Below are 19657 nucleotides of genomic sequence, written 5' to 3'. Positions count from 1 at the left end.
TCCAGTTACCCTTCCCGTCGCGCGCCGGGCCGCCACCGCGACCAGGCCCGCACACCAGACCCACTCGCCCCCGGGACCGGGCAACTTCGCCCCTTGCGTACCAGCCAGAGCCCGCGCCACGTCAGCGCCACCCAGACCAGGGTAATGACCGAACCGGCGAGCCAGATGTGCTCACGCAGGAACACACCGGCGGCGGTACCGCCCAGCGCTGCGCCCAGCAGCGCCAGCATCAGCGGAAGGTGGCACGGGCAGATGGCGAAAGCACCGATGACCGTGGCCAGTCCCCGTCGCTCGCGACGCCGTACCGCTGTCACCTCGGCGACGCCCGGGCCGGTACCGCCGCGGGCCACCGGCAGGGGCGCGGGCGGTGTCTCACCCGGCATCGTCGCCCGGTCCACAAAGACAGGCGGACGCTCGGCGGCCGGCGCGCTCATCGGCTCCCCCCGCCGGAGCGCCGCCGCGACCGGACGACGTAGGTCACCAGCCCCGCCAGTCCGAGAGCCGCCGCGAGACATGCGTAGATCATGGAATTCCCTTCGTCGAGACGATCAGACAGCGACCAGCCTGCTGGCCGCAGGGGTTTCACGCATGAGCGCCTGGGCGGAGATACGCCGGGGGTCTCCACCCCAGGGTGGAGACCCCCGGATTCCCCGTAGTCGGATCCGAGTGCGGCGGGCCGCGTGTGCCACCGTGCGAATCGGTCTCGGCACGTCCCCGGGGGCAGTGCGATGCTGAACACTTCGTTCGATACCGAACCCGAGGTGATGGATAACGGCATGGATCGGACGGTACGACGCTCCCGGAAGCTGTCGTGGCAAGCTGGGCGGCTGTTGGAGCGGCGCGCGGCAAGGACTGTGCTCTGGGCCCGCAGGGTGTCGCCGACGTGGACCGGGTGCTCGAAGCGCACCTCGTCAAGGGCGATGTTGCCGCTGGTCATGCCGCTGGGGAGCTCGTCGAGGTCGAGATCGACGACTTCACGGACCCGGTTCTGTGCGACGCTGCGGAATCCGTGCGGGCGTGCGTCACTCATGATCAATTCTCGGTGCGGTGGAAGGAGCAGGCGTCTGACCTGCTCGGGCGGTCAGGGCACGGGCCGCGGCCACGAGCGGCGGCCCCACCATCTGGCCGCCAACGGTGGTGATCCCTCCGTGGGGAGCCTCGGCGGCAGTGACCACGGCTCGCGCCGCTGGCTCCCATACGAGCCCAAGGAGCTCGACGGTCTTCCCAAAGAACTTCTGGGACGGGGCTCAGACGTCATGGCACGGCTGAAGTCCTGGCAGATCTTCCGCAGAGCCCGTATCAGCCCCAACCGCATGAAGCGCACTGTCCTGGCCGAACGCTCCCCGACCGGCGGCCAAGCCTGACAAAGCTCCCGCATAGAGAACTACCCGCTCACGTCACTCCCGGGCAGATCACCTTGCTCGCGGAGATCACGGAGTCGCTTCAGCAGCAACGCCCGGCTGCGGCCGGGTCCGCATACCGCAGCGGGCAATAGATGGGCCAGCAGCACCCAGCATTGCGAAGAACAACGCCAGCAGCAGCCAGCCCGCCGTGCCGAGGCCCAGCACCACCGTGGTGAGGATCGCAGGGGCAAGAGCCTGGCCCGCGTTGAAGCCGAGGCCGAGGACACCTTGGTACTGGCCCTGGGCATGGTCGGGGGCAAGACCGAAACCCAGGGCGAAGCACGCCGAGGACTCCCAGACCTCTCCCAGGCTATGGACGAAGATCGCCGCCAGGACCAGTCCTGCCGCGGCCCAGACAGGGGCGTACGCCGCCAGCGCCATCATCGGACAGCTGACGAGGAAGAGCAGCCCCGCAGTGCGAAACGCCCGGCCGCCGTCGTACGGGGTCTCGATACGCGAGCCGATCCTGGTCTGCGTCAGCACACAGAAGAGAGAATTGACGGCGAACAGCGCGGCCACCGTCCAACGCGGCGCTTCGGTGTGCTCGGAGATCCAGATCGGCAGGAGCAGGGAGACGACCGGGTACTGCAGTCCCATGGCCCCGTAGAGGGCGGTGAACGTCAGGAACGGACGGTCCGCGAAGACGAGCCAGCGCCGCTGCCGCGGCGGCGCTGCCAGCACCGGACAGCCGGGCAGCAAAAGCAGAAGCACCGCGCACAGGGCGAAGCTCGCCGCGTTGCCGAGAATCAGCGTGACATAGGCGCCGCGGGTGTCCGCGGCCAGCGCCAGCCCGGCGCCCACCGTTCCCAGGACGACGCCCAGGTTGACGAAGGTGCGCAGCTTCGCCCGGAACATGGCCGGTCGCTGACCCCCGGCCCGGGCCACCAGAGCCCCCCACGCCGCCCCTCCGACCGCCGCGGCGATCTGGTCGACCGTCGCGATGAGCGTGAGTGCGGCCCAGCTCTCGACGAGGACGAGGGCCGCCATCGACACCGCCTGGACCGCGAGGGCCAGCATCATGATCACGCGTGCGCCGCGCCGGTCAGCGAGGTGACCCCCAGGTATCCCCGCGCACAAGCCGATCACTCCGGCGATGGTGAGCGCGGCGCCGACCTGCCCCGCAGGCAGGCCCACGACCAAGGTGAAATAGAGCGCCGACGCCGCGTTGAACAGACCCTTGCCGACCCGGTTGACGAAACTGGCGGCGACCAGCACGCGCTCCGGCCCACTGTCCCCCGCCATCCGGCCTATTCGACCTGCCAAACCCCCCTTGATCATGGACCGCAGGCTAACAGCGCCTCCGCAGCGGCGCGGCGACGCCGAACAGCACCAGGACGGAGAGCAGGGTGACCGTGAGGTCCCGCGGGGCGATGCCGACCGGGCCCAGGTCGATCGTACTGGGCGTAGGTGGCGGGACGCGTCCCGAAGAGGATGAGCACGATGTGCCGCAGCAGCAGGGGCAGCCCGATCGTGACGATGAACATGTTGATCAGCCCGGTGCCCCGCGCCCGCAACGGTCGCCAGATGACGCGGTCCCCCGCCCCGCCGAACAGCGCTCCGAGGAGGACGGCCACGAGCGCGGCCGGCACCATGTGCCACCCCGGGCCTGTCGGGGAGACTTTGAGGAAGAAGGCGAAGGTGCCGCCGTTGGTGACGAACTCGCCGTGGGCGAAGTTGATCAGGTGGTTGGTGCCGAAGATCAGTGAGAGTCCGACCGCGGTGATGGCGATGACCACACCGAACTGGATCCTGTCGATGAGCGCCTGCAGAAACCGCGCACCGAATCCACGGCCGTGCGGGACCACCTCGTCCTGTGCCCAGGCGCGGGATGCGAACAGCACGACCTGTGCCAGAGCGAGCGCCGGAAGGGGTATCCATGGACGGCGCATGATGCCCCCGATATGGGCCGAATGCCCCTGTCGCTCAGCGTGAAGGTCTTCCGGCTGGGACAGGATGGTGAGCCCGCGCGGTCATGGCCGCTCCGGAGGCCGGATCCATCCCAGGGACCGCTCGACGGCTCGCTGCCAGCACGCGTACTCCCAGTCCCGTCGAGCGGGGTCCATGTCCGGCAGCCACTGGCCGGCCATGTGCCAGTTGCGGCGCAGGATCTGCAGGTCCGGCCAGTAGCCGGCCGCGAGCCCGGCCGCGTAGGCCGCGCCCAGCGACACCGTCTCGTGGACCAGGGGCCGGACGACGGGTACGTCGAGCACATCGGCCAGGATCTGCATGAGCAGATGGTCGGATGTCATTCCTCCGTCCACCTTGAGGCGCTCCAGGGTCAGCGCGGAATCGGCGTTCATCGCGTCGACGACCTCTCGCGTCTGCCAGCCGGTGGCCTCCAGGACAGCCCGGGCCAGGTGCCCCCTGGTGATGTACGAGGTGAGGCCGACGATGACGCCCCGGGCGTCGCTGCGCCAGTGAGGTGCGAACAGACCAGAGAACGCGGGGACGATGTAGCAGCCGCCGTTGTCCTCAACGGTCCGCGCCAGGGTCTCGATCTCGGGTGCGCTGGTGATCAGGCCCAGCCGGTCGCGGAACCACTGGACCAGCGAGCCGGTGACGGCGATCGGGCCTTCCAAGGCGTAGACCGTGGGCTGGTTCGCGATCTTGTAGGCGACGGTGGTGAGAAGCCCGTGCCGGGACCGTACGAGGTCGGTGCCGGTGTTCATCATCAGGAAGCTGCCGGTTCCGTAGGTGCACTTCGTCTCGCCGGGCGAGAAGCAGGTCTGTCCGAACAGAGCCGCCTGCTGGTCGCCGAGAGCGGCAGTGAGGCGAACACCGGGGAGCACCGTGCGGGCCTCTCCGTACTCCTCGGCCGAGGATCTGATCTCCGGCAGCATCGCGGGGGGCACGCCGAAGAAGTCCATCAGCTCCTCGTTCCAGGTGAGCGTCCGTACGTCCATGAGCATGGTGCGGCTTGCGTTGGTGGCGTCGGTGATGTGCAGGCCGCCGTCCGCGCCACCGGTGAGGTTCCAGATCAGCCAGCTCTCGATGGTGCCGAACAGCACCTCCCCGTCCCGGGCACGCCGCTCCAGCCCGTCGACATGGTCGAACAGCCAGCGGATCCGGGGTGCGGAGAAGTAGGTCGAGGGGGGGAGGCAGCAGCGTTCGAGGAAGTACTCGTCCCCGGGGTCCTTCCCCAGTTCCTCGACGAGCGGGGCGGTACGGGTGTCCTGCCAGACGATCGCCTTGCCCAGGGGGACCCCCGTGCGCCGGTCCCAGAGCACCGTCGTCTCGCGCTGGTTGGCGATCCCGACGGCGGAGATCTGCCCCGCCTCCACTTGGGCGTTCGACAGCGCCTCGGGTACGACGCGCTGGAGATTGCGCCAGATCTCGACGGCGTCGTGCTCGACCCAGCCGGGGCGCGGGAAGTACTGCTGGTGCTCACGCTGTGCGACCGACACCAGCCGTCCGCCGTGGTCGAACAGGATGCAGCGCGTGGAGGTGGTCCCCTGGTCGATGGACATCACATACCGATCCACCATGATCGGCCCTGCCTTCCGGTGCGTCGGGGGGAATGCCGGTGGCCTACCAGCGGGCCGCGCCCAGGTCTCTGGAGATCGCGCGTGCCGCCTCCCGCAGGACGGTGACCAGGGCCGGCTGAGGGCGGCCTTTGGCGTCGCAGATCCGCTCGACGGGGCCGGACACCCCGATCGCGCCGACCGCGAGACCGCCGTGCGCCCGGATCGGTGCGGCGATTCCCGCTTCGCCCATGCTCATCTCCTGCACCTCCGCACCCCATCCGTGCTCCCGAATCTCACCGAGCGCCCGGGTGATGTCGTCGGGGTGGACCAGCGTGTGCCGGGTGTACGGCTCCGGTGCGGCCTCCAGCACGGGATCGGCGGGTGTGGCCCCGAAGGCCATCAGGACCTTGCCGAGTGAGGAGGCGTGCAGGGGAAGCAGCGCGCCCACGTCCAGTGTCTGGAGAGTGTCGTCCGGGCGGAAGACGTGGTGGATGACGAGCACCTTGCCCTCCAGGGGCGTGCCCAGGCGCACGGCCTCGCCGCTGCGGGCGGCCAGGGCGTCGGCCCAGTTGATGGAGCGCGAGCGCAGTTCGTTGACGTCGAGGTAGCTGGTGCCGAGGTGCAGCAGAGCCGCTCCGAGCTGGTACTTTCCGGTCGCCGCGTCCTGTTCCACGAAGTCCACGTGCTGGAGGGTGCGCAGGATGCCGTGGGCGGTCCCTTTGGCCAGCCCGAGCGCCGACGCCACCTCCCCCAGCCCCAGCCGACGGGGTCCACCGGCCAGCAGACGCAGGATCGCCGCCGCCCGCTCGATCGACTGGACTGGGCCGGTCATGAGGCGATATTAGTCCAGATTTTCACCATTTGGGACTGCCGTTCGGTAATGCCGACCCCGGTTCGTTGACTGGCGGCATTTCGGTCTTTAGCGTTCCATCGCGCCCGACTGCCGGCTGGCAGCGCTTCCCGGACGGAGGGTTCCATGACTACAGCGCAGTTCACCGCGGCGCCTCGCGAGGAGTCCGAGCATGTCTTTCCGCTGCTGCACGCCCCGGGGGCCGTGGCGACCGTGCGCCGGCGCGCACGCGTGGTCCTCGCCGAGTGGAACCTGGCCCCCGAGGTGGTCGCGGATGTGCTGCTGGTCGTCTCCGAGCTGCTCACCAATGCGCTCGTCCATGCCCTGCCCCCGGCGACGTTGAGGCTCTCCCCCTGCCAGGTGGGCCGGAGCAGAGCCGTCCACATCGAGGTCACCGACCGGGGTCCCGTGGCCCCGACCGGGCTGTCGGCTTCCGCCGTCGATCCTGACGAGCACGGCCGGGGGCTGGGCATCGTCACCGCGCTGTCGTCCCGGTTCGGGGTACACGTGCACTTGGACGGGACGACTCGGTGGGCGGAGGTCCCGTTCGGCGTGGTCTGAGGCGGATGCCGGCACCCCACCCGCGGCCGCTCAGTGCAGTTCGGCCCGCGTGGCCGTGTCACCGACGGGGCCGTCGTCGAGGAAGCCGCCCGTCTGGTGCTGCCACAGCTTCGCGTAGGCATCGTCAGACGCGAGCAGCTCCTGGTGCGTGCCCTGCTCGACGATCCGTCCCCGGTCGAGGACGATGAGCCGGTCCATGCCGGCGACCGTGCTCAGCCGGTGCGCCACCACGAGCGCCGTCCGTCCCTCCATGAACTGCCAGAGCGCCTCCTGGACGAGGATCTCTCTCGCAGAGTCCAAGGCGCTGGTCGCCTCGTCGAGCAGCAGGATCGGCGCGTCGCGCAGGATCGCCCGCGCCAGGGCGACCCGAAGGGATGCTCGCCGCGACCGGCCCGAAAGACCGCACCCACCTGATCACCGCTGACCCCACCGCGGTGACCGCGCATTACGGCATGCCGCACGGCCAACACGACGAGGGTCCGCGCGACCCGTTCGCCAGCTGGATCAGCACGATTCCCGCCGGCCGTCTGCTGTGCACGACCGGCGAGTACGGGCTCTACAACTACTGCATCCTGTTCGACAACATCGTGTCGATCACCGACCAGCCCCTCACCGCCACCTCGAAGCCGGCACTGCGGGCCCTGGCGTCCGTGGAGGCAGAACCGTTCAAGCACACCGAAGCCGACCTGAGAGAGGACGTCCTGTTCCACGGCAAGCCGGTCGGCATGGATCATCGGCCGCGGCCCTCGCTGATCGAGCACCTCACCGAGCTCGAGCGCACGGCGCGGAAGTGGGACTGGGATGGTGCCAAGTGCATGCGCCGGGGCAGCCAGGGAGTGGCCATCATCGGACTCGTTGCCGCGGTGCGGGGTGCCTGCATCACTCCCTCACCCAGCGCATCCCCTGCACGAGCAGAACATTTCCCAGCACCGCTTGACTGATCAACCTCATCAGCTGTCCGTCTCTTCCCGGCCCAGGGGCGGCTCCTGGCCGGCCGACCCCCACGCGCGGTATTGATACCGCATCAGCGTCGCCAGTACGGTCACGCCCACCGCCCCGCCCGCAGCGAATCCGACGACGGCCGAGCGGCTGGAGACCAGCAAGGCGAGCAGGCCCACGGTCGAGCCGGTCACGACCGAGGTCACCACGCCGATCATTCCCGCGACAGTCCGGAAGACCTGCCGGCGCCCGCCATGCAGGCCTTGCAGGGCGAGCCGCTGCGAGGGCGGGACACTGGCCATGTAGTCGGTCAGCTCGGGCGCGACGTCGAAGTAGTAGGAACGCAGGCGTTCGATCCGCTGGGCGCATCGGAGGTCTTCGATCCCGGACTGGAGTACCCGGTCGAAGGTGACGAAGCCGATGAACGACAGCGTGGACAGGAGGATCAGCCCGAAGGTGTAGAACGCGGCGCCGATACGGGCCGCTGTGGCGATCAGCCCCAGGGCCACCATTCCGGCGGACAGCGCGCCGAGGAAGAGCGTCGCCCGGCTGGTCGATTCGGCGATCGTCGCGGCCCGCGCTCCTTGCAAGGTGAAGTGCTCGGTCGTCACGAAGGACACGGCCGCCTGCCGGGGCTCTCCGCCGTGTGACCCGGACCTCTTATTCCCGTCCATGCTCGTAGGACCACCAGCCTCCTCGATGGGTCCCGCATACCTTGCGGATGATCTCGTGAGACCGGCGGTCCATCCACTACCTCCTGCCGCATGTCGGAGTTTCGGCCCCCTCCTGTACGGCGTCCGGCGGTGCCTCAGTCGAGGCGGGAGACCTCGCCCGGGCCCGGAAGTCCGAGGGCAGCGGAACAGTTCGTGCCGGAGGTCGCGGGTGAAGGGCCGGGCCCGGAATTGGATCCGGCGCGCCGGTGCGGGGGCGAGCTCACGCAGGCAGGCGTTGACCGCGAAGAACTTGCCGTTGCCGGCCTGCCCGATGCAGATCATCGCCTTGGCTTCGATCGCGGCCCGGATGTTCTCCCGGGCGGTGAGCAGGGCGCGGGTGGAAGCGACTGGGCGCCCGGCGCGCATGAAGTGGTCCTCCCGCTCCGCGGGCAGTACACCATCTACCTGTACAAACCCAGCGGAGCCCGCGCCGACGCCCACTCCTACACCAAGACCGCCAACGACCGGGACGGCAGCGGCTACATCACCTACCACGGCTGATGACCGAGTCAGCGACAGTGAACAGGCTGGCCTCCGCAGGAGGCCAGCCTTCCTCTCGCACGCATCGCCGGTCAGTGGGTCGTTAGTTCGCTGGGCAGTCGGGTGGTCTTGATGAAGGTGCTGAGCTCGTTCCCCCAGGGGACGGCTCGGGCGAACCCTTCCGCGAGGTGGGTGCTGGGGCGCACGGGCTGGGGTAGGTGGCGGTCGGTGAAGCCGAGCATGCGGGCTTGGAGCCGCCACAGGCGGGCGTCCGGGCTGATACCAACGGCGGCGTGGTGGGAGGCGAGCAGGTGTGCGGCGAGAGGGTCTTCTCCCCCTGCGGCGAAGCGCCACCGGTACAGGGCGCTTTCGCGTCGGTCGAGGGTGTAGAGGAGGCAGGCGAAGGTGCGTGCGCACGCCCCTGGGGTCGTAGTCGGCTGCGAAGTCGGCGAGGGAGTCGATGTCGTTGGAGCGCAGGACGAGCTCGCACAGGCGCCATACGTGCTCAACCACCGCGGTGGGGGGTGGCTGCTGGGTCCGGGGTGATGACGGGGGTGGGGCGGCGGCGGAGGCCGCGACGGGTGCGTGGCCGTGTTCCGGTTGTGCGGCTGGGAAGGGGCGCGGAACCGGGGGCGGCACCACCGGGTGATGCTTGTGTGCGGTGGGAGGCTGGCTCGAGGACGGCGCGCGTGACTCGTGGCGGTCGCGCGGCGTCTTGGGCGGTACGGACAGCGAGGCGCCGCATGAAGTCGTCGGTGTCGTGGGTCTTCAAAAGGCTCACGGATCCCTACCAGCCGTCGGTGAGGGGTTGGCAAAAGTACAAGGTCCGCGAGACGAGTGAGGCGATCGTCGGCGCGGTCACCGGCTCCCTGGCCGCTCCGCGGACGTTGCTGCTCGGCAGGCTCGACGACGAAGGCCACTTCCTGTACGTCGGCCGCACCACCACCCTCGCCCGAAAGGCGGGCGCTGCGGTCGCCAGCCTGCTCGCGGCCGGGCAGCGCGGGCACCCATGGACGGGATGGTCGTTCTCCGCCGGGGTGGGGCAGCCGGGAACAGCCGGCCGTCACGCTGGTGAAACCCGAGCTGGTGGTGGAAGTCGGCGTCGACGTCGCCCGTGACGCCTCCGGCCGGTGGCGGCATCCCGCGCGCTGGCACCGTGCCCGCCCGGAACTCTCCCCCCACCGACGTCCCCCACCTGCCGTCGCCCCGCTGACGCGGACAGCCCCAGGCGCCTGGGGCTGTTGCTGTTCGCGCGGGGCAGGCGCGTCAAGAGTTCCCAGTGTCACCTCAGGAGGGGGTGTCCTGCTGTTTGGGCGTGTGCTGGTGGTCGGTGGCGGCCCAGGAGGCGAGCAGGCACAGGGCGTCGTGGGCGAGTGTGCCGAGTTCGGCGCTGTAGGCGGTCAGGGTCAGGCCGGGGTGGGCGGGCAGTTCCATGGCGTCGAAGTCGAGGGTGATCTCACCGATGGCGGGGTGGCGGAAGGGCTTGCGGCCGGTGTGGTGCAGGCGCACGTTGTGCTTGGCCCAGGCGGCGCGGAACTCGTCGTTGCGGGTGACCAGTTCGCCGATGAGGTTCGTCAGCTCGGGGTCGCCCGGGGCGCGACCGGCTTCAGTGCGCAGCAGGGAGACGGTGGTGTTGACGGAGGCGTTCCAGTCGGGGAAGAAGTCGCGGCTGGTGGGGTCGAGGAACTGGAAGCGGGCGATGTTCACCGGGCGGTGCGAGCCGGTGAACAGAGGGGCGTAAAGGGCGCGTCCGAGCGGGTTGATGGCGAGGATGTCCAGGCGACCGTTGCGGATGAAGGCCGGGGAGCCGGTCATGGAGTCCAGGACGCGCTGGAGGCTTGCGGGCACGGCCTGCTTGGTTTTGCGGGCGGCGCGGCGCGGTGGGCGGTGGCGCTGGGCGGCGGCCAGGTCGTGCAGGTGGGCGCGTTCGGCCTCGTCCAGTTGCAGGGCCCGGCAGACGGCGTCGAGGACCTCTTCGGAGGCTCCGGCGAGCTGGCCGCGCTCCAGGCGGGCGTAGTAGTCGATGCTGACACCGGCCAGCAGGGCGACCTCTTCGCGACGCAGTCCGGGCACCCGGCGGTTGCCGCCGCCGAAGGCGGGCAGGCCGGCGGCCTGCGGGGTGATCTTGGCGCGGCGGGTGGCGAGGAACTCGCGGATCTCGTGGGCGGTGTCCATATCGCCAGGCTAAGCGGGGTGGGGCAGGGCTGGGGGGGTTCTGTCAGTACCTGTAACGGCAGTGCCTTCCCCGGGTCTGTGAGCTGCGGTTTCCTCGATGGTGGCAGCGGATGCGGCTGCGGTCGACCAGCGGTGGGAACCCGTCTGCGGATGCCGCCCGGCCCGGCAGGGCCGACGGTGAGGAGTGCCGCATCCCGTGTTCGAGACGATTCGTAGGGAGTCCTCTTATGGCGAAGCAGTCCGCCCCCCAGGAACTGGCCGGTATCGCGCCGAAGCTGGTCGAGATCACCAACGAGGTCCTGTTCCAGGATGTGTGGGAGCGGCCCGGACTGTCGCCGCGGGACCGCAGCCTGGTCACCGTGAGTGTGCTGGCCGCCCTCTACCGCAGCGAGCAGCTGTCTTACCACCTAGGTGTGGCCCTGGACAACGGGCTCACGGTGCAGGAGCTGTCCGAGGCGATCACCCACATGGCCTTCTACGCCGGCTGGCCCAGCGCCATGACCGCAATCACCCAGCTCAAGAAGATCGCCGACGAGCGGGCCGCCTGATCACCGGCACGACCAGCACATGACGCCCCGCCCGGTCAGCGGGGCGTGTCGAATTCAACGGAGAGAACGAGATGGCTGACAACGGATTTGATCAGATCTTCCCCCTCGGGGAGAAGAACGACGCCTTCGCGCAGTACTTCATCGGCCAGAGCTACCTGGCTCCGCTCGCCTCGGGAAGCGTTCCCGTCAGCAATGTCTCCTTCGAGCCGGGATGCCGCAACAACTGGCACATCCACCACGGCACGGGTGGCGGCGGCGACCAGATCCTGCTGTGCACGGCGGGCAGCGGCTGGTACCAGGCCGAGGGCGAGGACCCCGTCAGCATGGAGCCGGGAACCGTGGTCCGCGTCCCCGCGGGCACTAAGCACTGGCACGGCGCGAAGGCCGACTCGTGGTTCTCCCACGTCGCCTTCATCACCCCGGGCGAAGGCGTCAGCAACGAATGGCTCGAGCCCGTCACCGACGAGGTGTACGGCAAGCTGCCGAAGAACGGAGCGAACGCATGACCATCCTGGACGAGACCTACACGCTGGCAGGCGGCGTCGAGATCCCCAAGCTGGGGCTCGGCACCTGGTTCATCGACGACGACAAGGCGGCCGACGCGGTCCGCGCAGCCGTGGAGATCGGCTACCGCAACATCGACACCGCCCAGGCCTACGGCAACGAGCGCGGCGTCGGCGAGGGCGTGCGTACCGCCGCAGTGCCCCGCGACGAGCTGTTCGTCTCGACCAAACTCGCCGCCGAGATCAAGGACTACGACCAGGCGCTCGCCGCGGTCGACGGCTCTCTCGAGAAGCTGGGCCTGGACCGCATCGACCTGATGCTCATTCACAGCCCGCAGCCGTGGGACGACTTCCGCGGCGGCGACTACGCCGAGGGCAACCGCGCAGCATGGCGTGCGCTCGAAGAGGCGCACCAGGCCGGCAAGATCTGCTCCATCGGGGTGTCCAACTTCCAGCAGCAGGACCTGGAGAACCTTCTCAAGGGCGCAACCGTCGAGCCGCACGTGAACCAGCTGCTCGTGCACGCCGGCAACACGCCCTCCGACCTCCTGGCCTATTGCGAGGACAAGCAGATCCTCGTCGAGGCGTACTCGCCGATCGCGCACGGGGCGATCATGGAGAACGCCGAAGTCAAGGCCATGGCCGAGAAGTACGGCGTGTCCGTCCCCCAGCTGTGCATCCGCTACACCCTTCAGCTGGGCACGGTGTCGCTGCCCAAGACGGCGAACCCCGAGCACATGCGATCCAACGCCGAGGTCGACTTCGAGATCTCCGGCGATGACATGGATGTCCTGCGAGACCTGCGAGATGTGGACTACGGCGAGCACAGCGCCTTCCCTGTCTACAGCGGCAAGTGACGCCAGACGAGCCTCACCTCGCGCCGGCACGGGTCGGCCACGGAGTACTGGGCCGGGCGCTTCCGCGCCGAGGTGGCGTTCACTGACGCACTGGCCCGGATCGTGCAGCGCGCAGTGCGCGACATCCTCCGGCCTTCGCAGCAGGCCGGCCTGCTGGGAAGTGAACCTCTCATGGCGCACGTCGCCGTGCTCGTCGAGGACGGGACCGGCGACGGTACGACTGTTACTGCTGGAGCAGTTCGGTGCGGCTGTCCAGTTCGAGCTCGGCCGAGCCGTCGCCGAAGGCCGTCAGCCGGGTGAACGGCCTGGGGTTGGCGTGGATCAGCTCGCGGTCCAGCAAAGGAAGCACGGTGATCTGGTCGTCGACAACCCGCCTATGTGCGCGATAGCTGGCCTGAGCGGAGAGCTGTGTCGGGGCCGAGTTGATGCGTCCGAACGCGACCTGACGAGCCCGGCCCCGTTACCACCCGGGCCTGGGCGTGCGGGTGGAGGTCCCCGAGGAGAAGTCCTTCGTGGATGACCTCGGGGCGAGCGGACGGCGCCCCTTCGTCATGGACGGGGCGGACGTAACGGAGATATGGTCGCCCATCCGGACGGCGGCGGTGAGTTGCGCTGCCGCGCCGGCTGCCGTCCAAGGCCGCGCGCCCCCGGATGCACGAAAAGTAGGGCCCGGGGTTGGTCGTCATCGGCCGAGCCGCAGCCGCTCTGAGCGGCGCCACCCGCCCATTCCCGGCGTTCAAGAAGCCCGTATTCTGCTGTGCTTACGGGGTGAGGTGACCAGGGGGAGGCGTACGTGCAGCCATTGGAGTCCACGGATCCGGCGGCGATCGGTGGCTACCCACTGTTGGGGCGGCTCGGCGCGGGCGGCATGGGACAGGTCTACCTGTCTCGCACCCCGACGGGCCGCCCGCTGGCGCTCAAGACGGTTCGTCCCGACCTCACTGCCGCCCCGGACTTCGAGACGCGCTTTTCCAGAGAGATCCGCACCAGCGACCGGGTCCGTTCCCCATGGACCGTCTCGGTGGTGGACTTCAGCCCGCCCGGCCACCGCCCGCAGTGGCTGGTCACCGAGTATGTCGCCGCACCCGCCCTCGCCGACTGGGTCGCCATCCACGGCCCGCTGCCGCCTGCCACCCTACGGGTCCTGGCCGGCGAACTCGCTGCCGCCCTGGCCGCTGTGCACGCCTGCGGCCTCGCACACCGGGACGTCAAACCGTCCAACATCCTGCTGGGTCGGGCCCGGCCCATGCTCATCGACTTCGGCATTGCCCGGGCCGCCGACGACTCCCGCCACACGGCTACCGGGGGCGTCATCGGCTCCCCCGGCTATCTGGCCCCCGAACAGGCCACCCAGGGAACCGTCACCGAAGCGGGTGACGTCTTTTCCCTGGGGGCGGTCCTCGTCTTCGCCGCGACCGGAACCAACCCGTTCGAACTACCGGGCGAGCAGCCATCGGCGGCCTCGCTCCTCTACCGCATAGTGCACGAGAACGCCCGCCTCGACGGCGTTCCGGCCGGCCTGGCACAACTCGTCGCCCGCTGCCTGGCGAAGGAACCGCAGGATCGCCCGCGAAGCGAAGAGCTGGCAACACTGCTGCGGCGGGAAGGGTCCGCCGGCGATCCGCGGGCTGGTGCCTATGGGACCGTCGGGCCTGTGTCCGGGGCCGATGCCTGGGAACGGGCTCTTCCGCCCGGGCTCGACGCCGACCTCGCGGCGCGCGAGACAGAGGTCGCCGTCCGGTGCGCGGTGCCGCCGGACCACCAGGCCCCGATGGCCCCCGCCCCGGCCCCTTACACAGCCGCGCCGTATCCCCCCGCCACCACCTCCGGCGCGTATCCGCCCGAGCCCCCGGACTCCTCCACCGGACCGTTCCCGCTGCTGCCGTACGGCGCCCACCACCCCACATACCTCCGCGCACGCCGCCGCATCCACTGGATGGCCGCCGCTTGTGCCCTCACCGTTGCCGCCGTCGTGACCGGCATCCTGCTGCTGCACCCCTTCGACGCAGGCGCCCGCGGCGACGGCACCACGTCTTCCCCGCCTCTCCCCGACGTCTCCGCTCCCGCTCTCTCCGCCAAGTGGGCCGGTGTGTGGATCGGCACGGGCCCCGGCACCCCGAACGCCGACGGCCGACTGCATCCGCGCACCGACTCCTTCAAGGTGACCCTCACCCTGCACACCGCCGCCGTGGGCGAACTGGCCGGCAAGCAGGTCAGCAACATCACCGAGGCAGGCACCGGCCGGGAGGTCGGCTGCACGGAGGCCCTCGCACTTCGAGCCGTGCGCGGCACTACGGCCACCTTCGAAGCGGTCACCAGTCACCCCACAGATCGCTCGGACACGTCACTGCAGTGCGACACCGGCCATCTCTACGTGGTCCAGCTCACCGACGCCGACACCATCACCCTCGGTGAGGAGGGCACCCAGTCCGCCGGTGCGCCCCAGGCTGTGCACCGCAGTCGCCGGAAATCCTGAGCAGGCCGACGGCGGACCGGAACGTCCGGCCCGCTCAGTGCGTAACACCGATTTCGCCCCCGAACGGCACCTCCCAGGGACGCCGGGGGCGGCCCCCCGCCCTCGGGAGCGGCCGCACCGGCCCTGCCGGGCCGGGATACGTGCCAGGACGCCGCTCGCGAAGACGTCGTACAGCGGGAGCGGCTCCAGGTTCACGTAGCCGATGTAGCAGTCGCACACGGCCAGGGGGCAGGCACGCGGGCGGAGTTCCGCCCGGTAGAAGCCGTCGCAGAGGTTACCGAGCTCGGTGCGCACGAAGTGGCAGCGGCGGACCGTGCCTTCCCCGTCAACCGAGACGACCGACTCGCCGGTGCGGGAGGGCAACCCGGCGCCGGCGCGGGGATGCCGGCTGCACGGAAGCAGGGGGTCGAGACCGTCCAGGCAGAGGCGTCCGGGTGGTATGGGTAGCCTTCGGCGGCGTTCACCCACAGATAGACGTGCCCCGGTAGGTCGGCGCGGAGGCGGCGGCCCTCGCTGAGGTGGCGGGGCAAGCCGACGATGCCGACGCTGCACGGGCTGCCCCGTGCCGACAGTGCACGGCACTTGGTCAGGAACCGGTCGTACGGCGTCTGGTCCGGGTGGTACGTGCACCACAGAGCCCCGGTGCAGGGGTCGGCGTCGGCAAGCCTCGCCGGGGCGGAAGCCAAGCTCGCTCAGCTCGACGGCCGCTCCGCCGTCCACCTCGGCATGCCCGACCTCAGCCAGTGGTCGGGCGAACCGTCACCGGCCCAGGTCCCTCAGCAGACGATGGCTGACGCAGCGAGGCCAGGCCAGGCTCATCGCCACCCCGGGTTGTCGGTGGGCACGAACTCTCCAAAGAGTGACTCGTACTCATCCCCGGACTCAGTGACTACCAGGTGGTCCGGTCCCGTCCTCATCACCGCGCTCCTCAGCCGGGCGACGAGTTCGGACACAGGCACCCGATCCAGCGACAAGGCCGCAGCAACCTGCGCCCGATGCTCAACAATCGCGGGCTCGTCGCTGACTCGATCCTTTTCGAGGAGTGCAGCAGCGGCCTCCATGGCCTTCAGCCTTCCGCCGCCCGAGAACTTCAGGCAGTCCTGCCACACAGCCAGACCAGTGATGATCTCCAGCGCTTGCTTCAAGTCATCAGCGATCAGACCGCCCCGGCCCTCGGAGCTTGCATACATCACGGGGTGACACCCGTCATCGTCATGGCACAGGAAGAAGGTGCCGCCCGCCCAGTCACCAGCGATGGGCTCCAGCGAGGCGCCGGAGGCCGCCCGGACCGCCTCACCGTGTTCATTGCGAAAGATGCCGAACTCGAAGGAGGAATGCAGCAAGTCAGCGACGTCCGGGGTGTCCCGGATCAATGCGAGTAGATGATCGGTTGAGGTCACGGCGCGGACCCTAACAGGAGCCACCGAGACAGACCCGCTGAGCACGGCGTGCGGCTGGAGGACGGTGTCGCCCGCCTCGCCCGCAACCGGCTCAAGCAACTGGTGAAGGAGGGCATCCGCGACCGCGCCCTGGCCTCATGGACTTCGCCGTCGCCGGCCGCGAGCACGAACTCTCCTTCAACTGCGTCCGCGACTACGCCGAGACCCCCGGCGGTATTCAGGCCGACCTGCGCGTGTCCAAGATCCCGCCCCGCGTCGTGCCGGTTCCCTACGGCTCCCAGCCCTCGATCTGCCCGGTCCGCGCGTGGCAGGCGTGGAGGGAGGCCGTCGGCCTCACCGACCCGGACGGATACGCACGGCGCCGCCTGCACAACCGCTGGCACACCGTCATGGAAGGCGGCCTGACATTCGACTCCATCGGCGACATCGTCACCCGCGCCGGCGAACGCGCCGGGTTCGAGATCCGCTGCACCGGCCACAGCCCCGCCGCGGACTGGCCACATCCTCCCGACTGAAGGGCACCACGACCAGATCGTCATCGCCAAACAGGGCGGGTGGGCCCCGCACTCCAAGGTCCTCGCCGGCCCCGGCGCCGGCCCTGGTGCCGCACAGAGTGCCGCGCGGCACTCCAGGCCAGGACCCGGAAAAGCGGGCCCGTCAAGGCAGCTCGGCCGCCTCCGGCCGATGCGCAACCACTCACACACCCACCCCCCCATCCCCGAAACTTTCACCGCCACCCACGCACCCCAACCCCCATTCCTCACTCTCCTTCAACGGAGGCGGGAAACTGGCAGCAGGGGGGATGTCAGACTCCCCACCAACCAGCCGAGCGGGGAGCGACAAAAGCGTACCCTGGAGGCCGCCGGGTGCACGGACGTGGAACTGCTGCCGGTCACGCCGGGAACGCTGCCGAAGCCGCGGCCATGACCTCCGGCGGCCGGGCGGGTCTGTGGCGCGGCGTGTGCCAGCGCAGGCGCACGACTCCGGGGCGCCCTGTCGTCGGGTCGACCCGGTAGGTGACCCCGTACTCGCGGCCGAACCCGTTGGCCTCCGCTCCCGAGCCGCTCAGGGCCCGCAGGTAGAAGGCGTGGGCCACGGCGTCGATCTGCTGAGGGGTCAGTGCCAGCCGCCAGCGGTTGTTCGGCCGGCGAAGTGCGCGGTGTGTTAAGTCGGTTTGGTCACCCAGCGGGTGTAGTGCGACGGCGGCGGGGTGACGTCGGCGGGCGGGTACAAGAGCACGGGGGCCGACGCCGGCGCGGTCACGGAATGGCACCCCAGCGCTGGCCTGCGCTGCATGGCCCTGGCTACGCAGCACATCGAAACCCCGGTCTGATGATTGCCGTTAGCCCGGCACGCAGCGACTGCGGTCCGTTCTTCCTGAACCCTGTCGCCCTTCAGCCAACCGTTCCGCACCCACCGGCGAACGCCTCGCGGGGTACGGCGGCCGCCCGTACCCCGCGGACTCGTCCGAGGCCGTGCCGAGGTCTCAGGGCTTCATCTCGTACGCCCCCGACAGCGCCTCGACGCGCTGCCAGACGCGCTCCGAACGCTCCTCGTCGACCGCCGGGCGCCGGACGGCGCCGAGTGCCCAGAGCTGCTGCTCCTCGGTTGCCGAGTCCTTGCCGTGCAGCTCGACGGCGTGCGCGGAGAAGTCGCGTACGAGGACGGCGAACAGTTCGTCGAGGACGTCTTCCTCGACGCCGGCCAGGGCCGCCTGCTCCAGGACCAGCTGCCCGTGGACGACGAGCGCGAAGAGCTGCCCGACGGCGAGGAGGAGGTCGAGGTTCCGGCTCTGCTCCTCGTCGGGAGCGGCCGTGCGTACGAACTCACACAGCGCGTCGGCCTGTTCACGGAACCGGGCGACGTTGGGCAGGTGGGCGTAGGTGTCGAAGGCGGGCCGCCAGTCGTGGAAGCGCACCGAGCCGAGGCCGCGGGCCGGGCCTTGGCGGAAGAGGAAGTCGTCGTCGGCCGCGTCGAGTCGGGTCGGGACGGGCTCGTAGGCGACCGGGTCAAGGAGGTGGTTCCGCATGAATTTGAGGATCAGCGCCAGGTTGACGTGGACGGTGCCCTCCAGCTTCGGCAGGCTGCGGATCTCGACGGCCGCCTGGGCGAAGTAGTTGTCCCTCTCGAAGCCCTTGGCGGCTATGACGTCCCACATCAGGTCGATGACCTTCTCGCCCTCGGTGGTCACCTTCATCTTCGTCATCGGGTTGAAGAGGAGGTAGCGGCGGTCGTCGGGGCCCGCGGTGCGGAAGTAGTCGACGGCGCGGTCGCTGAACAGCTTCATGCCGACGAGCCGGACGTACGCGTCGGCCAGCTCGCGCCGCACGTGCGGGAAGGCGGTGACGGGGCGCCCGTAGAGGATGCGGTTCCGTGCGTGGGTGACGGCCTCGTACATCGCGTGCTCGCAGATGCCGATCGAGGCGGTGCACAGGTTGAACTTGCCTACGTTGACGGTGTTCAGGGCGGCGTCGAAGGCTTCTCGGCCGGTGTGCAGGACGTCTTCCGGGGCTACGGGGTAGTCCTCGAGGCGGAACTCGCTGACGTATTTTGACGAGTCGACGACGTTCTTGACCAGGTGGTACGCCGGGTGGCGGCTGTCGGCGGCGAAGAAGACATAGCCGTCGGGGCCCTCGAGGTCGGTGCGGCGGCCGAAGACGGAGACGAGCCCGGCGGCGTTGCCGTTGCCGATGTAGTACTTGGAGCCGGTGGCCCGGAAGCCGCCCTTGCCGTCGGGCTCCAGGAGCATGTCGGTTGAGTAGATGTCGGCGCCGTGGGCCCTCTCGGACAATCCGAAGGCGAACACCTCGCCCTGGGAGAGCAGTTCGGCGGCGCGGGCACGGGCGGCGGGGTTGTCGCTCTGCCAGACTGGGCCGAGACCGAGGATGGTGACCTGCCAGGCGTACCAGTAATCGAGGCCGTAGAAGCCGAGGATCTCGTTGAGGGCGGCGATGCGGGCAGTGTCCCAGCGCTTGTCGCCCTCGCCCTCTGCGGAGGCGGAGGCGGGGGTGAGGAAGGTCGCGAAGAGGCCTTCCTTTGCGGCGAAGGTGAGGAAGTCGCCGAGCCAGGCGCGGGTCCGGTAGTCCTCGATCAGCCGGCGCTTGCCCCGCTCTTCGAACCAGTCGACGGTGGCGCGCAGCAGCCTGCGGGTCTCCGGGTCGAAGTGCGCGGGGTCGTATGTGCGCGGGTTGAAGAGCAGAGCGTCGGTCACAGGTGCCGCCTTTCGGCTGGGATGGATGAGGGTGGGTCCGGGCACGGTCACGGTCCGGGTGAGGGCCCGCTCGGCAG

Annotated in this window: 18 protein-coding genes and 3 pseudogenes; 9 read left to right on the top strand and 12 right to left on the bottom strand. The window is 69.7% G+C overall.

The genetic code is table 11. From position 1 onward, the window contains the following. Positions 1–5: 5 nt before the first annotated feature. The 5 genes from ACF1GV_RS17695 to ACF1GV_RS17675 form a co-directional block, all read right to left on the bottom strand. Positions 6–434 (bottom strand): hypothetical protein, encoded by a 429-nt coding sequence (locus tag ACF1GV_RS17695; protein WP_391681379.1) that lies wholly within the window; start codon positions 432–434, stop codon positions 6–8. A gap of 996 nt (positions 435–1430) precedes the next feature. Next, positions 1431–2681, bottom strand: a complete 1251-nt coding sequence (locus tag ACF1GV_RS17690; RefSeq protein ID WP_391681376.1) for an MFS transporter — start codon at positions 2679–2681, stop codon at positions 1431–1433. Next, positions 2678–3292, bottom strand: a complete 615-nt coding sequence (locus tag ACF1GV_RS17685; RefSeq protein ID WP_391681374.1) for a hypothetical protein — start codon at positions 3290–3292, stop codon at positions 2678–2680. Before ACF1GV_RS17685 ends, ACF1GV_RS17690 begins: the two co-directional genes overlap by 4 nt. A gap of 81 nt (positions 3293–3373) precedes the next feature. Continuing rightward, positions 3374–4888, bottom strand: a complete 1515-nt coding sequence (gene glpK, locus ACF1GV_RS17680; RefSeq protein WP_391681371.1) for a glycerol kinase GlpK — start codon at positions 4886–4888, stop codon at positions 3374–3376. A gap of 43 nt (positions 4889–4931) precedes the next feature. Further along, on the bottom strand, positions 4932–5699 hold the full coding sequence (locus ACF1GV_RS17675) for an IclR family transcriptional regulator (protein ID WP_391681369.1): 768 nt from the start codon (positions 5697–5699) through the stop codon (positions 4932–4934). Positions 5700–5843: 144 nt separating this feature from the next. Between ACF1GV_RS17675 and ACF1GV_RS17670 the strand changes: the two genes are divergently transcribed. Continuing rightward, complete coding sequence (locus ACF1GV_RS17670) at positions 5844–6278, top strand: ATP-binding protein (RefSeq protein WP_391681366.1); 435 nt, start codon at positions 5844–5846, stop codon at positions 6276–6278. A 30-nt stretch (positions 6279–6308) separates the two neighbouring features. On the opposite strand, the pseudogene ACF1GV_RS17665 reads toward ACF1GV_RS17670, so the two are convergent. After that, positions 6309–6686, bottom strand: a pseudogene (locus ACF1GV_RS17665) (ABC transporter ATP-binding protein); the annotation flags it as partial. Between ACF1GV_RS17665 and ACF1GV_RS17660 the strand changes: the two are divergent. Beyond that, entirely contained in the window at positions 6653–7219 is a 567-nt protein-coding gene (locus tag ACF1GV_RS17660; protein ID WP_391681363.1) for a hypothetical protein, read from the top strand. The pseudogene ACF1GV_RS17665 and the gene ACF1GV_RS17660 sit on opposite strands and share 34 nt — an antisense overlap. Before the next feature lie 9 nt (positions 7220–7228). On the opposite strand, the gene ACF1GV_RS17655 is transcribed toward ACF1GV_RS17660, so the two are convergent. Beyond that, a complete protein-coding gene (locus ACF1GV_RS17655; protein WP_391681361.1) occupies positions 7229–7828 on the bottom strand; it encodes a hypothetical protein in 600 nt (199 codons plus the stop codon). 498 nt (positions 7829–8326) lie between these two features. Here ACF1GV_RS17655 and ACF1GV_RS17650 point away from each other — a divergent pair. Beyond that, positions 8327–8431, top strand: a pseudogene (locus ACF1GV_RS17650) (lamin tail domain-containing protein); the annotation flags it as partial. Positions 8432–9210: 779 nt separating this feature from the next. Further along, a complete protein-coding gene (locus tag ACF1GV_RS17645) occupies positions 9211–9528 on the top strand; it encodes a hypothetical protein (RefSeq protein WP_391681357.1) in 318 nt (105 codons plus the stop codon). 169 nt (positions 9529–9697) lie between these two features. On the opposite strand, the gene ACF1GV_RS17640 is transcribed toward ACF1GV_RS17645, so the two are convergent. Continuing rightward, positions 9698–10585, bottom strand: coding sequence for a helix-turn-helix transcriptional regulator (locus tag ACF1GV_RS17640; RefSeq protein ID WP_391681355.1), 888 nt, complete (start codon positions 10583–10585; stop codon positions 9698–9700). 227 nt (positions 10586–10812) lie between these two features. Here ACF1GV_RS17640 and ACF1GV_RS17635 point away from each other — a divergent pair, with 227 nt between their 5' ends. From ACF1GV_RS17635 to ACF1GV_RS17620, 4 genes are all read left to right on the top strand, one after another. Next, positions 10813–11133 (top strand): carboxymuconolactone decarboxylase family protein, encoded by a 321-nt coding sequence (locus ACF1GV_RS17635; RefSeq protein ID WP_391681352.1) that lies wholly within the window; start codon positions 10813–10815, stop codon positions 11131–11133. A 71-nt stretch (positions 11134–11204) separates the two neighbouring features. Further along, on the top strand, positions 11205–11639 hold the full coding sequence (locus ACF1GV_RS17630; RefSeq protein ID WP_391681350.1) for a cupin domain-containing protein: 435 nt from the start codon (positions 11205–11207) through the stop codon (positions 11637–11639). After that, positions 11636–12493: an aldo/keto reductase gene (locus ACF1GV_RS17625; protein WP_391681348.1), complete on the top strand. Its 858-nt coding sequence runs from the start codon at positions 11636–11638 to the stop codon at positions 12491–12493. Before ACF1GV_RS17630 ends, ACF1GV_RS17625 begins: the two co-directional genes overlap by 4 nt. A gap of 793 nt (positions 12494–13286) precedes the next feature. Further along, a complete protein-coding gene (locus ACF1GV_RS17620; RefSeq protein WP_391681345.1) occupies positions 13287–14969 on the top strand; it encodes a serine/threonine-protein kinase in 1683 nt (560 codons plus the stop codon). Between the two features lie 129 nt (positions 14970–15098). On the opposite strand, the pseudogene ACF1GV_RS17615 reads toward ACF1GV_RS17620, so the two are convergent. Together ACF1GV_RS17615 and ACF1GV_RS17610 are read right to left on the bottom strand one after the other, a co-directional pair. Continuing rightward, positions 15099–15634: pseudogene (locus tag ACF1GV_RS17615) on the bottom strand (radical SAM protein); the annotation flags it as partial. A gap of 150 nt (positions 15635–15784) precedes the next feature. Further along, positions 15785–16369 carry a hypothetical protein gene (locus ACF1GV_RS17610; RefSeq protein WP_391681342.1) on the bottom strand — a complete coding sequence of 195 codons (585 nt, stop codon included), beginning with the start codon at positions 16367–16369 and terminating at the stop codon, positions 15785–15787. A 137-nt stretch (positions 16370–16506) separates the two neighbouring features. Between ACF1GV_RS17610 and ACF1GV_RS17605 the strand changes: the two genes are divergently transcribed. After that, a complete protein-coding gene (locus ACF1GV_RS17605; protein WP_391681341.1) occupies positions 16507–16884 on the top strand; it encodes a hypothetical protein in 378 nt (125 codons plus the stop codon). Positions 16885–17261: 377 nt separating this feature from the next. Here the strand turns inward: ACF1GV_RS17605 and ACF1GV_RS17600 are convergent, their stop codons facing one another. Both ACF1GV_RS17600 and ACF1GV_RS17595 read right to left on the bottom strand, forming a co-directional pair. Continuing rightward, complete coding sequence (locus tag ACF1GV_RS17600; RefSeq protein WP_391681653.1) at positions 17262–17642, bottom strand: DUF6417 family protein; 381 nt, start codon at positions 17640–17642, stop codon at positions 17262–17264. Positions 17643–17855: 213 nt separating this feature from the next. After that, the gene (locus tag ACF1GV_RS17595) at positions 17856–19580 is read right to left on the bottom strand and encodes an acyl-CoA dehydrogenase family protein (protein WP_391681338.1); all 1725 of its coding nucleotides are present in this window, start codon (positions 19578–19580) and stop codon (positions 17856–17858) included. Between the last annotated feature and the right edge of the window lie 77 nt (positions 19581–19657).

The sequence above is a fragment of the Streptomyces sp. NPDC014006 genome (assembly GCF_043088925.1).
GTDB lineage: Bacteria > Actinomycetota > Actinomycetes > Streptomycetales > Streptomycetaceae > Streptomyces.
Note: the sequence above shows the minus strand (reverse complement) of the source record. Positions and strands in the feature narration are given on the sequence as shown.